The organism is Klenkia taihuensis (genome assembly GCF_900112525.1).
GTDB lineage: Bacteria > Actinomycetota > Actinomycetes > Mycobacteriales > Geodermatophilaceae > Klenkia > Klenkia taihuensis.
The window spans coordinates 253539-266920 of record NZ_FOMD01000003.1; the positions used below are offsets into that span (position 1 = coordinate 253539).

Below are 13382 nucleotides of genomic sequence, written 5' to 3' on the forward strand. Positions count from 1 at the left end.
TCCAGCGTCACGGCCGTCCCGTGCGTCGCCGCAGCCGGCCCATCCGTCGTTGCTCCGGATGGAGCAGCCAGCCCACTCTAGGAGGTCGCGCCGCCCGGTGCCCGCCCCTGCCCGAGCAGGTGCACCCCCGGAGGGGGGAGGCCGGCGGCGTTGCCGAGGACTTCGAGCCAGGCGCCGAGGTGGCGGTCGAGGTCGGTGCCGACCGCGGTCCAGGACGCCCGGATCTCCACGTCGACGGAGTGCTCGGGCCCGGCGATGTCGCCGAAGCGGGTGGAGGCCGTGCGGGTCACCGTGCCGCCGAGGGAGTGGTGGTCGGCGCCGTGGTCGACGAGGGCCTCGACCAGCCAGCTCCAGGCCACCGACGAGAACATCTCGTCGTCGACCATCGTCTCGTCGGTGACCGCCGAGACGTAGCCGACGCAGCGGGTGGTGCCGTCCCAGGCCTCGTGCCCGGCGGGGTCGTACAGGACGATGAACCGGCCGCTGGCGATCTCCAGGTCGTCCTCGCCGGGGGCATCGCCGGCGGGTTCGGCCACCCGGGCACCGATGGCGTGCGACCAGGGGGCCAGCCGCTGCGGGGCGGGGATGTGCTCCAGCTGGACCTCGCGGCGGGCGCGGACGGTGGCCAGGGCGTCGAGGCCGGCCTGGAACTCGGCCGGCGGCGGGGGCCGTTCGGCGTCCCCTCCCGGCGCGCGCCCCGTGCTGCGCTGTGGATCCACGCCCGAAGGGTAGGTCGCTGTACCGAGGCGGCGCCTGCGCGACGCGCCAACCGGTCATGCACGCAGAGTGATGAGGTACGGCGTGTCGTGTTCGGCGGGTCGCTGACCGGCCCTCGCGGCACCCCGCGGCCGACCCGCACCGGGTCTGGGAGGATGGCTGGTCGTGGGCACAGCAGCAGGACCGGACACCGCCAGCACGCCGTCCCCGGCCGACTCGGCCCTCGTGCGCGCCGCGCTCGGCCGACCGGTCGACCGCACCCCGGTGTGGTTCATGCGCCAGGCCGGCCGGTCGCTGCCCGAGTACCGCGCGCTGCGCGCCGGCACCGCCATGCTGCAGGCCTGCCAGGACCCCGACCTGGTCACCGAGATCACCCTGCAGCCGGTCCGCCGGCACGGGGTGGACGCCGCGATCCTCTTCTCCGACATCGTGCTGCCGCTGGTGGTGGCCGGGGTGGACATCGAGATCAAGGCCGGCATCGGCCCGGTGGTCGCGCAGCCGGTGCGCAGCGTGGCCGACGTCGACGCCCTGCCCGACCTCGAGCCCGAGGCCCTGGGGTTCCTCACCACCGCGGTCGGCCGGCTGGTCGGTGAGCTGGGCGCCACGCCGCTGATCGGCTTCGCCGGTGCGCCGTTCACCCTGGCCACCTACCTCATCGAGGGCGGGCCCTCCAAGGAGCACGCCCGCACCAAGGCGTTCATGCTCTCCGAGCCCGAGGCCTGGCAGCGGCTGCTGGCCAAGCTGGCGGTCTCGGCGTCGGTGTTCCTGCGCGCCCAGGTCGACGCGGGCGCCTCCGCCGTCCAGCTGTTCGACTCCTGGGCCGGGGTGCTGTCGGCGGCCGACTACGCCGCCCGGGTGCTGCCGCACTCGCGCGCGGTGTTCGACGGCCTGGGCGACCGCGCCGCCGGCGAGCGGGACGTGCCGCGGATCCACTTCGGCGTCGGCACCGGGGAGCTGCTGCCGCTGATCGGGGACGCCGGCGCCGACGTCGTCGGGGTGGACTGGCGGGTGCCGCTGGACGAGGCCGCCCGCCGGGTGGGTCCCGGCTACTCGCTGCAGGGCAACCTCGACCCCGCCGTCCTGCTGGCCGACCGGGCCACCCTGGACGCCGAGGTCCGGCGCATCGTGCAGCAGGGCCGTGCAGCGCGGGGGCACATCTTCAACCTGGGCCACGGCGTGCTGCCCGACACCGACCCGGGCGCGATCACCCACGCCGTGGAGCTGGTGCACGAGCTGAGCGGGTCCGGGGACACCGAGCTGACGGCCCGGGCATGAGCCGGCTGGTCGTCGTCGGGGCCGGCATCACCGGGCTGACGGCGGCCTGGGCCTGGCACCGGGAGCACCCCGACGGCGAGGTCGTGGTGCTGGAGGCCGGTGACCGGGTCGGCGGGAAGCTGGGCCGGGTCCGGCTGGCCGGCACCTGGTACGACACGGGCGCGGAGGCCGTGCTGGCCCGGGTGCCCGACGCGGTCGCGCTGATGGCCGAGCTGGGCCTGGAGACCGTCGTCCCGGCGACCACCTCGGCGTCCGTCGTGCTGCCCACCGGCCGGCACCGGCTGCCGGCCGGCACGCTGCTGGGCGTGCCCACCTCGCCCGACGGGCTGGACGGCGTGCTGTCGCCCGAGGGCGTCGCCCGGGTGCGCGCGGAGGCCTCGTTGCAGCCGCTGCACTTCGACGCCGACCGCACCGTCGGGGACCTGCTGCGCGAGCGCCTGGGTGACGAGGTGGTCGACCGGCTGGTCGAGCCGCTGCTGGGCGGGGTGTACGCCGGGCAGGCCGACCGGCTGTCGGTGCGGGCCACCATGCCGGCGCTGGCCGCGCAGCTGCCCCGGCACACCTCGGTGGTCGCCGCCGCCGCGGCCGCCCGCGACGCCGGGGCGCGCAGCCGGGAGGCCGCCGCGGGCACCCCGGACGGCCCGGTCTTCGTCACGCTCCCCGACGGCGTCGCCGGCCTGCCGCACGCGCTGGCCGCCGCGCTGCCCGGGGGCGCCGTCCGGCTGCGGACCCCGGCGCACACCCTGCGGCGCGATGGCGCGGGGTTCGCGCTCACCGTGGGTGCCGACCACGAGCCGGTGACCGCGGACGCCGTCGTCGTGGCGGTGCCGGCCGGCAAGGCCGCGAGGCTGCTGGCCGACGTCGCGCCGGGCGCGGTCGAGCCGCTGGGCGGCATCCCCTACGCCTCGATGGCGGTGGTCGCGATGGCGTTCCCCGGCCAGGAGGTCGCGGCCGGCTCGGGGTTGCTGGTGCCCCCGGCGACCGGCCGGCTGGTCAAGGGCGTCACGGTGTCCTCGCAGAAGTGGCCGCACCTGTCCGGCGACGGTCTGCTGCGGGTGCGCTCCTCGGTGGGCCGCTACCTGGAGGAGGAGCAGCTGCAGCGCAGCGACGCCGACCTGACCGCCGCGGTGGTCGCCGAGGTCGCCGAGCTGCTCGGGCTGTCCCGGCCGGAGCCGGTGGAGACCCACCTGGTCCGCTGGGGCGGCGGGCTGCCGCAGTACCTGGTCGGCCACCCCGAGCGGGTGGCCGCGGTGCGCGCCGCGGTGGCCGACGTCCCCGGGCTGGCCGTGGCCGGTGCGGCCTACGACGGCGTCGGCGTGCCGGCGTGCATCGGCAGCGGCCGCCGGGCGGTGGCGACCCTCACCTGACCGGCCCCGGTCGGCGGGGGAGAATGGCGGGCATGACCGACCAGCCCGAGCAGAAGAGCATCGGCAAGCGGGCCAACGAGCTCAACGCCACCATCCGCTACACCATGTGGTCGGTGTTCCGGCTCGCCCGGCCCTTCGGCGACGACGACCGGCAGGGCGCGGCCGACGAGCTGCAGTCGCTGGTCGAGGAGCTGGCCGGCAAGGACGTCGTCGTCCGCGGGCTCTACGACGTCGCGGGCCTGCGGGCCGACGCCGACGTCATGGTCTGGTGGCACGCCGCCGACGCCGAGGCCCTGCAGGAGGCCTACACCCGGCTGCGCCGGTCCGCCCTGGGCCGGCGCCTGGAGCCGGTCTGGTCGCAGATGGCCCTGCACCGGCCGGCGGAGTTCAACCGCTCGCACATCCCGGCGTTCCTGGCCGACGAGGAGCCCCGCCGCTTCGTCTGCGTCTACCCGTTCGTGCGGTCCTACGAGTGGTACCTGCTGCCCGACGAGGAGCGGCGGGACATGCTCAAGGAGCACGGCATGCAGGCCCGGCCCTACCCCGACGTGCGCGCCAACACGGTCGCCTCGTTCGGCCTGGGCGACTACGAGTGGATCCTGGCCTTCGAGGCCGACGAGCTGCACCGCATCGTCGACCTCATGCGCGACCTGCGGGCCAGCCGGGCCCGGCGGCACGTGCGCGAGGAGATCCCGTTCTACACCGGCACCCGTCGCTCAGCGGGGGAGCTGGTGGCCGGGCTGGCCTGAGCGGCCGCGCAGCGCCAGGTCCAGCAGCCGGCAGCTGCCCCAGCCGACCAGCACGGGGCCGGCGACGCACACCAGCAGGGCCGTCGAGCAGACCAGGATCGCGCCCCAGTCGGTCGGGCCGGGCTCGCCGGAGGAGATGTTGCGGCCGTCGATCCCGACCATCAGCCCGATGAGCATCCAGGGCGCGATCGCCAGGGCGGGCAGCGCGGCGAGGGCGCCGAGCACCCAGCCGGAGGCGATCGCGGCGCCGTGGCGGCGGGGACGGGGCGGGCGGTTCACGGGGTGCACCTCCGCACGCTCAGCCGGCGCTCAGGGTCGTCGACGGCCTGCTCCCCCACACCGGCCGGTCGGACAGCCAGACCAGCGCGACGTCGACCTCCTGCCCGGCGGTGTCGGTGTAGGTCAGCGACGGCCGCAGCGGCCCGGTCGCCGTCCCGGCCCCGCAGTCGACCCGGGGGTCCCCGCCGGGCGGCTCGTCCGGGTTGACCGGGCCGGTCGTGACCGACGAGCCCACGGCGGTGGTGGACGCCGAGCGGACCACCACCCGGGTGGGCCGCTCGCCGGGGGTGCACGACGCGGTCGCGGAGATCGCCGTCCCGGCCGGGACGGCGACCACGACCCGCTCGGGCGGTGTCGTCCCCGAGGTCACCTCCACGGGCAGGACGGCGGCGACGCGGGTGAGCTCGGCGTCCCAGGCGGCCGCGTCGAAGGGCGCCAGCTCCTGGGTCCACGGCGGGATCGTGCTGGTGGTGTCCAGCGTGGCGTCGTCCAGCCGCACGGTCAGGGCGAGCATCTCGGCCCGGCCGTCGCGCTCGCGGCCGAGGGCCAGCTCGCCCTCCTCGGCCCACCGGCCGACCGAGTCGGGAGACCCGGGCGTGGTCGACCAGCTGCCCAGTGCCAGGCCGCGGGCGCAGGTCTCGTCGGTCGCCCGCACCACGCCGGGGACCAGCGGCAGGACCCCGTAGGCCTGCACGTCCTGGCCGGCGAGGGCGTCGACGACCGCGTGGCAGCGGGCGGTGAGGGTCGCGGCGAGGAGGGGCGACGCCTCGGGGGTGTCCAGGCGGACGGGTGCGCTGATCGACCAGTGCTCGCCGATGCTGCCCCAGGCCTCGCCCTCGGGTTCACCGACGCCGAGCGCGTCGTGCACCTCGGCCGGCAGCGTGGCCCACTGGGCCCGGGCGGCTGCGACGTCCTCGGGCCGGGTCATGCACCCGGCGAGGGCGGTCAGCAGGACGGCGGAGGCGAGGGCACCGGCGACGGCGGTGGTGGTGGGGCGCACGGTGCCCACCCTGGTGGGCGGGCACCGTGCCGCACCTGAGCAGGACTGCTCAGTTCTCCGCGGGGGCGAGCGAGATCGACACGGAGTTGATGCAGTAGCGGTCGCCGGTGGGGGTCTGCGGCGCGTCGTCGAAGACGTGGCCCAGGTGGCTGTGGCAGGTGCCGCACAGCACCTCGGTGCGCACCATGCCCAGCGACCGGTCCGACTTCAGCACCACGTTGTCGCGCGCGGAGGGCTCGTAGAACGAGGGCCAGCCGCAGTGCGAGTCGAACTTGGTCTCCGAGCGGAACAGCTCGGCGCCGCAGGCCCGGCAGTGGTAGACGCCCACGGTCGTGGTGTCCACGTACTCCCCGGTCCAGGGCCGCTCGGTGCCGGCCTGGCGCAGGACCGCGTACTCCTCGGGCGAGAGCTGGGCCCGCCACTCCTGCTCGCTCCTGGTGACGGCGGGCTGCTTGTCGGTCGAGGTCCCGGGGTGCTGCGTCATGCATGCCACGGTACGACCGGGCCGCCACCCCCGCCCCCGGCCGGGGGCGGGGGTGGCCGGTGGTCAGCCGAACAGGCCCAGCAGCCGGTCCACCAGCTCCTGCAGCAGCGACCGCAGGGTGATCGAGGTGCCGGCCGTGTCGCCGGAGGTGCCGGTCAGCACCACCGGCTGCTCGCCGGGGCCCAGCAGCACCGGCACCCGCGGCTGGAGCACCACGGTGCCCTGCGCGTCGGCGGTGCCCGAGCCCGCCGAGCGGCCACCGATGGTCACCGTGACCCGCTCGCCCGGGGCGAACCCGGTGCCGGTGACGGTGACCCGGTCACCGCGGAAGGGCCGGTCCTCGTCCACCGCGGCGGTGGCCGGGGCGTCGAGGGTGAAGCCGATGACGGTCGGGTTGTGGTCGCTGGCCCGGTACGGGTCCGGCGCGTAGAGCGGGTCCACGCCCGAGTCGTACTGGTAGGCGAAGGACTCCACCGCGTTGGTCTCCCACACCGTCAGCCCGGTGGCCTGGGCGGCCAGGGACGGGGTGGCGAAGGCGTGGTCCAGCGAGCCCGAGCCGCCGTCGAAGACGTAGCTGTACTCGTCGGGCGCGAAGGTCTCGCCGAGCTCGGTGTAGCCCGCGCCGCGGACGACGTCCAGCGGGTCCTCGTACCGGTAGGAGTTGAAGTCGCCGGTCAGCAGGACGTCGGGGTCGCCGCTGGTCTGCGCGACCTGCTGGGCGAAGGCGACCAGCTCGGTGGCCTGCTGGGTGCGGTCGCCGTTGCAGTTGCCCGCCCCGCCGACGGTGTCGTCGTTGCCGGTGGCGCAGGCGCTGCCCTTGGACTTGAGGTGGTTGGCGACCACGCTGAAGACCTCGCCGCCGTCGAGCGTGCGGAACGTCTGGGCGATCGGGCTGCGGGCGTTGTCGAAGGCCGGGCTGGTGTAGGCCACCGGCTCGCCGACGGGGGCCAGGACGTCGGTGCGGTACACGACCGCGTTGGTGATGACGTCGCTGTCCTCGTGGGCGGGGGCGTAGGCCCAGGTGTGCCCGTCGGCGGCCGACAGCGCGGCCAGCAGGGTCTCCACCGCGCGGTACGGGGTCGCCGGCGTGGTGATCGCGGAGTTCTCGATCTCGTGCAGGGTGATCACGTCGGCGTCCAGGGCGCGCAGACCGGCGACGATCTTCGCCTGCTGCTCGGCCAGCTCGGCCTCGTCCGCCGCCCCGCGGGAGGCCCCGCCGAAGGTGACGAAGTAGTTCAGCACGTTGTAGTCGGCCACCCGCAGGTCCCCACCGACGGGTGCGGGGGCCGCGGTGCGCGGGTTGGTCGGGGTGAACGTCGTCCCCGAGGTGTCGCCGCCGGCCGGCTGGAGGCGCCAGGTGCCGAAGCCGGCCGAGAGGACGACCGGGCCGAGGTCGGCGGTGTCGCCGATCCGGACCGGGTCACCGGGGGCCAGGTAGGGCGGGACGCTCCCCGAGGCGAGCCGGGTGGACCGGCCGTCGTCGAGGGTGATCGAGCGCAGCACGTTCTCCGCGGCGACGGCCGCGGCGGGGGCACCGGGGTCGGCGGCCTGGGTGGGGGAGAGCAGGCGGCCGCCGGAGGACAGCAGCACCTCGCCGAAGCTGGTCAGGTCGAACAGCTCGGAGACGGTCAGCTCGGTGCCCGGGGTGACGAGCATGCCCTCGTACGCCTCGCGGGTGGCGTCGTCGCTGGGGATCGGCAGCACGGCGGGCTCGGGGAGCTCCGCGGTGCCGCACTCGCTGTAGGACGCCTGGGTCAGCTGGGTGACCGCCAGCGGGTCGTCCGCCGGGAACTCCGCGGCGGTGCCGGTCACGGTGACGACGTCGCCGAGGTCGACCTGGCGGCCGCCGGGGGCGTAGACGAAGACGGCGTCGGAGGTGGCCGGGTCGCCGTCACCGGCGTCCTGGACGTGGAAGCCGTCGAGGCCGCCGTCCTGCAGGTCGGCGACGACGGTGCCGCGGACGGTCACCTGCTGGCCGGCGACCGGGGTCGCGGCGCCGGAGCCCTGCACGCTGCCGATCGGGACGGCCGTGGCGGTGCAGTCCGGGCCGGTCGGCTCGGGCTCGGGCTCGGGGTCGGTGCCGCCCCCGCCGTTCGGGCTGCCGAAGGTGGACGCCAGCGGTCCGGTCCAGGCGCCGTCGACGAGCTGGAGCGACTGCCCGGCGGGTTGGTCCCCGGTCTCCGAGACGCCGATGTCGGTGCTGGTGAGGCCGGCGGCCGGGCCGTTGCTGGCGGTGACCACGCCTTCGTAGGACAGGAACTGCACCACGGTGCCGTCGGCGGCGACGAGCGCGACGCCGTCGGGGGAGCCGTTCTGGATGCCGTTGGCCGGGTAGGTCACGACGGCGATGCCGGTGTCGGAGGCCGGGACTGCCTTGGTGCCGTAGGTGGTGGCGGCCGCAGCGCTGTTCCCGTTGTAGAGCACCAGGGACAGGCCGGTCAGGTCCTCCGCGGACGGGGCGGTGACCTCGATCGCCTCGCCCGAGTCGGTACCTGCGTTGTCGTAGTGGATCTCGGTGATCCGGGCGTCGGTGGGGGCGGCGGCGGCCGGGGCGGCGGTGGTCACCAGGCCGCCGGCGACCAGGGCGCCCACCGCGACGCCGAGGACGGCGGGGCGGGCGGAACGGGAGTGGGACACGGTTCTCCTCGCGGCCGGGTGCGGCCGTTCGCCGGTCAGGGGGTCTCCCGATCCTGTCAGCGAGCTGTGCCCAGGTCCATGAACAGCAGGTGACAATCTTCGCCGGGCTCATGACCCCGGCTCATGATCATGCGGCGCGTAGCGTGGCCCGGTGCCCGAACTCCTGCCCGACTCCTGGTTCACCCGCGACCTGCCCGTGCTGCGCGCCGTCGCCCGGCTCGTGGACAGCCCCGAGCACGGGGGAGCGCCCTACCTCGGCCAGGTCGTCCCCGCCAGCGGCCTGCCCCGCGCGGAGGTCGTCGCGTCGATCCGCGGGCTGGTCGACACCGGTTACGTCGCCGCGCTGACCAACGTCGCCGGCGACGTCGTCCGCGTCACCGGCATCTCCGGCGAGGCCCGCCGGCTGACCGGCCTCTGGCCCACCCCGCAGTCGGAGTGGGAGCGGCTCGGCGAGCAGCTGGAGGCCCGTGCCACCCACGCCCCGACCGACGTCGAGCGGGCCCGGTGGCGCGCGCTGGCCGACGCCGCGGCCGCGGTGGGCGAGCACGACGGGGCGCTGCTGATGAGCGCGCTCATCGGCGGCTACGTGCCCCGGGCGCACTGAGCGCACCCCGTAGACGCAGCAGCGCCCCCCGACCGTGAGGTCGGGGGGCGCTGCCGGTGGTTCAGGTGGCTGGGATCAGCCCCCGCTCAGTGGTTCAGAGCGGGTTGACGTTCGCAGCCTGCGGGCCCTTCTGGCCCTGCTCGACGTCGAACGAGATGCGCTGACCCTCGTCGAGCGAGCGGTACCCGCTGGTCTGGATCGCCGAGTAGTGGACGAAGACGTCCGGGCCGCCGCCGTCAGGGGTGGCGAAGCCGAACCCCTTCTCCGCGTTGAACCACTTCACAGTTCCTTCGGGCATTGCTCGCTCCTAGCTGAGGTCGTACGTCGGGGTCCTGCCACTTACAGAGCCTTCCCGACGTCTGAACCCTAACCACACCTGTCCAGTCCCCCGTGCACGGGCACCCCTCAGGAGGGTGTGTCGACCCGGTTGCCCTCGGCGTCCCAGTGCGCGGCGACCTTCTTGCTCGGCTGCACCCGCGGCGGCTCACCGGGCATCTTCGGGTAGTCCGGCGGGAAGTTGAGCTCGCCGCCGGGCAGGGTCTCCCACAGCCGCAGCAGCGGTGCCAGGTCGTGGGCGACGTCGTCCATCCCGGCCCACGGATCGCCGTCGGCCAGCCGCTCCGGGACGGTGGCCAGGTTCAGCTCGGCCGGGTCGTCCAGCTCGGCCAGCTGGGCCCAGGTCAGCGGGGTGCTCACCGGCGCCCCGGGCCGGGCGCGGGGGCTCCAGGCACCGGCGATGGTGCGGTCGCGGTTGTTCTGGTTGAAGTCGACGAACACCCGCTCGCCGCGCTCCTCCTTCCACCACGCGGTGGTGACCCCGCCGTCGCGGCGCTCCAGCTCCCGGCCGAAGCCGATCGCGGCGTGCCGGACGTCCTCGAAGCTGTGCCCGGTGGCGATCCGCACGTAGACGTGCACGCCCCGGTTGCCGCTGGTCTTCGCGTAGCCGGTGAGGCCCAGCTCCTCGAGCAGCTCGCGGGCGACACCGGCCACCCGGCGGGCGTCGGCGAACCCGGTGCCCGGCTGCGGGTCCAGGTCCAGCCGCAGCTCGTCGGGGGAGTCGACCTCGGGCACCCGGACCGGCCAGGGGTGGAAGGTCAGCGTCCCCATCTGCGCGGCCCAGACCAGGTCGGCGGGCTGGGAGGGGCAGAGCAGGTCTGCGGTGCGGCCGCTGGGGAAGGCCACCCGTGCGGTCGGCACGAAGTCGGGCGCGCCCCGGGGGAGGCGCTTCTGGTAGAAGCCGTCGGCGTCCTTGTCGCCGGGGCCGGTGGCCAGCCGCATGCCCTCGTGCCAGCCGTCGGGCCAGCGCTCCATGGCCGTCGGCCGGCCGCCGATGCTGGCCAGCCACACCGCGCCGACCTCGGCGGCGTACCGGCAGACGTCGAGCTTGGTGAACGCCGGGGTGCGGTCGGTGGCGTCGTAGACCACGCGGTCCGGGCTGGAGACCCGGACCTCGTGGTCACCGACCTCGAGGACGACGGGTGCGGTGCGGGCCATCCCGGAACCCTAGGGCCGGACGGGCGGGTGGGTGCGAGCCGGTCAGGCGGGGCAGGTCAGGTCGGCGGTGGGCGCGGCCAGGTCGACGAGGTAGGCGTTGACCGCGTCGGTGACGCACTGCGACTTCGGGTAGGCGGTGTGCCCGCTGCCCTGCCAGGTCAGCAGCACGCCCGAGGTCAGGTCCTCGGCCATGTCCACCGCACCGGGCAACGGCGTCACCGGGTCGCCCTGGGTGCCGATCACCAGGATCGGCGCGGCGCCCTCGGCGTCGCGGTCGGGCAGCGGGGTGCGCGGGGCGTCCCACGGGGTGCAGGTGTACAGCGACAGCGCGGCGTCGGCGCCGAACAGCGGGTACCGGGTGCCCCAGTCGGCGACCAGGGTGCGCACGTCGGACTGCGAGTAGTCCTCGTCGGTGTCCGCGCAGCTGACGGTGATGTTGGCGTCGATGGTGTTGGTGTAGGTGCCGTCGTCGGCCCGGCCGGTGAAGGTGTCGGCCAGGGTGAGGACGCCGGCGGAGTCGCCCTGCTGCGCGGCGGCCAGCGACTGGGCCAGCTGCGGCCAGGCGGCCGGGTTGTACAGCGCGGACCGGACGGCGGCCAGCACCAGGCCGGGGGTGGCCTGACGGGTCTCGCCCTCCCGGCTGGACGGGATGGGCGCGGTCTCGGCCTGGGTGAGCAGGTCGTTGACCGCCGTGCGCGGGTCGGCGCCGACCGGGCAGCCGCTGACCAGCGAGGTGCAGTTCGCGGCGAAGGCGTCGAAGGCCGCCTCGAAGCCCTGGGCCTGGGCCTCGGCGGCGTCCTGCCGGCTGGCGTCGGGGTCGACCGCGCCGTCGAGCACCAGCGCGCGGACCTCGTCGGGGAACAGCTCGGCGTAGGTGGAGCCGAGGGTGGTGCCGTAGCTGTAGCCCAGGTACGTCAGCTGCTCGTCGCCGACGGCCTGCCGGACGACGTCGAGGTCGCGGGCGGAGTCGACGGTGGAGAAGGCGCCCAGGCCCTCGCCGTACTCGTCCACGCAGCCGGCGGCGACGTCGTCGGCGAGCCCGAAGGCGGCGTCCAGCTGGTCGGCCGTGGTCGGCCGCGGCTCGGCGGCGGTGAGCTCGTCCTTGGTCGCGTCGTCGATGCACGTGACCGGCTGGGACAGACCCACGCCGCGGGGGTCGACGCCGACGACGTCGAAGCGGGCCAGCACGGCGTCGGGCAGGGTGAGCGCGGACTGCACGGCGGCGTCGGTGGCCGACAGGCCCGGGCCGCCGGGGTTGACCACCAGGGAGCCGATGCGGTCGGCCTGGGTGCCCGAGACGGCCCGCACGGCGAACAGCGACAGGGTGGGCCCGGTCGGGTCGTCGTAGGACAGCGGCACCTCGATCTGCCCGCAGCCGAAGGTCAGCGGCCGGTCGGCGCCGGGGCGCCCGGCGATGATCGGCGCGATGTCGGCGGTGCAGTCGGTCCACTCCACCGGCGCCACCGACGGCTCGGTCGGCGTGGTCGGCGCGGCCGAGGAGCTGGTCGCGGCGTCGTCGGGGGAGTCGGAGGACGAGCAGGCCGACAGCACCACGAGGACGACGGACAGCAGCGCCACCAGGACGGCGGGACGGCGGGACGGGGCACTCACGGTGGACCACCCTAGGAGGCCCCGGGCCGTCACGCCCGTCCCGTCGGTCCCTCGTGCCCCATCTCTCAGCCCCCCAGGACCTCCGCGAGGTCGTACCGGACCGGCACGTCGAGCTGGTCGTAGGTGCAGTCGGCGGGGTCCTTGTCCGGCCGCCAGCGCTGGAACTGCCCGGTGTGCCGCAGCCGCTGGCCCTCCAGCTGGTCGTAGCGGATCTCGACCACCAGCTCGGGTCGCAGCGGCACCCAGGACAGGTCCTTGCCGGCGTTCCAGCGGCTCTGCGCCCCCGGCATCCGCTGCCCGGGGTGGCCCTCGGACCACTCGGCCTGCGCGTTGGCCCAGCCGCCCCAGGGGTGCTCGTCCAGGGCGGTGGTGCGGTACGGGGCGAGCTCCTCGACCAGCTCGCCGCGGCGCTTGGTGGTGAAGGAGGCGGCCACGCCGATGTGCTGCAGCTCGCCGTCGCGGTGCAGGCCCAGCAGCAGCGACCCCACCAGCGGCTTCTCCGGCGTGGAGGTCTTGTGCCAGCGGAACCCGGCCACCACGACGTCCGCCGTCCGCACGTGCTTGACCTTGGTCATCAGGCGCTGGTCGGGGGCGTAGGGGGAGTCGGCGGGCTTGGCGACCACGCCGTCCAGACCCGCGCCCTCGAACTCGTCGAACCAGCGGCGGGCGACCTCGGCGTCGGTGGTCAGCGTGGTGACGTGCACGGGTGCCTGCACGCCGGCCAGCGCCTCGCGCAGCCGGGCCTGCCGCTCCCGGAACGGGGCCTCGAGCAGCGACTCGTCGCCCAGGGCCAGGACGTCGAAGGCCAGGAAGGACGCCGGGGTCTCCGCGGCCAGCTTGTCCACCCGCGACTTCGCCGGGTGGATGCGCTGCAGCAGGGACTCGAAGTGCAGCCGGTCGCCGCGCGGCACGACGATCTCGCCGTCCACGACGCACCGCTCGGGCAGCTGCGCCTTGACCGCCTCGACCACCTCGGGGAAGTAGCGGGTGAGCGGGCGCTCGTTGCGGCTGCCCAGCTCCACCTCGTCGCCGTCGCGGAAGACGATGCAGCGGAAGCCGTCCCACTTGGGCTCGTAGAAGAAGTCGCCCTCGGGCACCGTCGTCGCCGCCTTCGCCAGCATCGGCTTGACCGGGGGCATCACGGGCAGGTCCACCCGTGCAGTCA

13 protein-coding genes are annotated in these 13382 nt (G+C 75.2%); 4 read left to right on the plus strand and 9 right to left on the minus strand.

All coding sequences use genetic code 11. The features are described from left to right. Nucleotides 1–77 precede the first annotated feature (77 nt). Entirely contained in the window at nucleotides 78–719 is a 642-nt protein-coding gene (locus BM158_RS13310; protein ID WP_091559643.1) for a DUF3000 domain-containing protein, read from the minus strand. 163 nt (nucleotides 720–882) lie between these two features. On the opposite strand from BM158_RS13310, the gene hemE reads away from it, so the two are divergent. From hemE to hemQ, 3 genes are read left to right on the plus strand one after another with little or no spacing between them, the layout of a single operon-like run. Continuing rightward, on the plus strand, nucleotides 883–1992 hold the full coding sequence (gene hemE / locus BM158_RS13315; RefSeq protein WP_191328526.1) for a uroporphyrinogen decarboxylase: 1110 nt from the start codon (nucleotides 883–885) through the stop codon (nucleotides 1990–1992). Then, nucleotides 1989–3359: a protoporphyrinogen oxidase gene (hemG, locus tag BM158_RS13320; RefSeq protein WP_091559650.1), complete on the plus strand. Its 1371-nt coding sequence runs from the start codon at nucleotides 1989–1991 to the stop codon at nucleotides 3357–3359. The genes hemE and hemG overlap by 4 nt, the downstream gene beginning before the upstream one ends. 32 nt (nucleotides 3360–3391) lie before the next feature. Then, nucleotides 3392–4108, plus strand: a complete 717-nt coding sequence (hemQ, locus tag BM158_RS13325) for a hydrogen peroxide-dependent heme synthase (RefSeq protein WP_091559652.1) — start codon at nucleotides 3392–3394, stop codon at nucleotides 4106–4108. On the opposite strand, the gene BM158_RS13330 is transcribed toward hemQ, so the two are convergent. The 4 genes from BM158_RS13330 to BM158_RS13345 form a co-directional block, all read right to left on the minus strand. Further along, nucleotides 4076–4387 carry a hypothetical protein gene (locus BM158_RS13330; protein WP_091559655.1) on the minus strand — a complete coding sequence of 104 codons (312 nt, stop codon included), beginning with the start codon at nucleotides 4385–4387 and terminating at the stop codon, nucleotides 4076–4078. The two genes, hemQ and BM158_RS13330, sit on opposite strands and share 33 nt — an antisense overlap. Nucleotides 4388–4406: 19 nt before the next feature. Next, the gene (locus BM158_RS13335; protein WP_131802044.1) at nucleotides 4407–5387 is read right to left on the minus strand and encodes a hypothetical protein; all 981 of its coding nucleotides are present in this window, start codon (nucleotides 5385–5387) and stop codon (nucleotides 4407–4409) included. 49 nt (nucleotides 5388–5436) lie between these two features. Continuing rightward, a complete protein-coding gene (gene msrB, locus BM158_RS13340) occupies nucleotides 5437–5871 on the minus strand; it encodes a peptide-methionine (R)-S-oxide reductase MsrB (RefSeq protein ID WP_091559662.1) in 435 nt (144 codons plus the stop codon). A gap of 63 nt (nucleotides 5872–5934) precedes the next feature. After that, nucleotides 5935–8508 (minus strand): ExeM/NucH family extracellular endonuclease, encoded by a 2574-nt coding sequence (locus BM158_RS13345; protein ID WP_091559666.1) that lies wholly within the window; start codon nucleotides 8506–8508, stop codon nucleotides 5935–5937. Between the two features lie 151 nt (nucleotides 8509–8659). Here BM158_RS13345 and BM158_RS13350 point away from each other — a divergent pair, with 151 nt between their 5' ends. Continuing rightward, entirely contained in the window at nucleotides 8660–9112 is a 453-nt protein-coding gene (locus tag BM158_RS13350) for a hypothetical protein (protein ID WP_091559671.1), read from the plus strand. A 94-nt stretch (nucleotides 9113–9206) separates the two neighbouring features. On the opposite strand, the gene BM158_RS13355 is transcribed toward BM158_RS13350, so the two are convergent. The 4 genes from BM158_RS13355 to BM158_RS13370 all read right to left on the minus strand — a co-directional run bounded on the left by BM158_RS13355 (nucleotide 9207) and on the right by BM158_RS13370 (nucleotide 13371). After that, the gene (locus tag BM158_RS13355) at nucleotides 9207–9410 is read right to left on the minus strand and encodes a cold-shock protein (RefSeq protein ID WP_091062538.1); all 204 of its coding nucleotides are present in this window, start codon (nucleotides 9408–9410) and stop codon (nucleotides 9207–9209) included. Between the two features lie 107 nt (nucleotides 9411–9517). After that, nucleotides 9518–10606: a DNA polymerase domain-containing protein gene (locus tag BM158_RS13360; protein WP_091559676.1), complete on the minus strand. Its 1089-nt coding sequence runs from the start codon at nucleotides 10604–10606 to the stop codon at nucleotides 9518–9520. Between the two features lie 42 nt (nucleotides 10607–10648). After that, nucleotides 10649–12217 (minus strand): alpha/beta hydrolase, encoded by a 1569-nt coding sequence (locus BM158_RS13365; RefSeq protein WP_229827418.1) that lies wholly within the window; start codon nucleotides 12215–12217, stop codon nucleotides 10649–10651. Nucleotides 12218–12282: 65 nt separating this feature from the next. After that, complete coding sequence (locus BM158_RS13370) at nucleotides 12283–13371, minus strand: ATP-dependent DNA ligase (RefSeq protein WP_091559683.1); 1089 nt, start codon at nucleotides 13369–13371, stop codon at nucleotides 12283–12285. Between the last annotated feature and the right edge of the window lie 11 nt (nucleotides 13372–13382).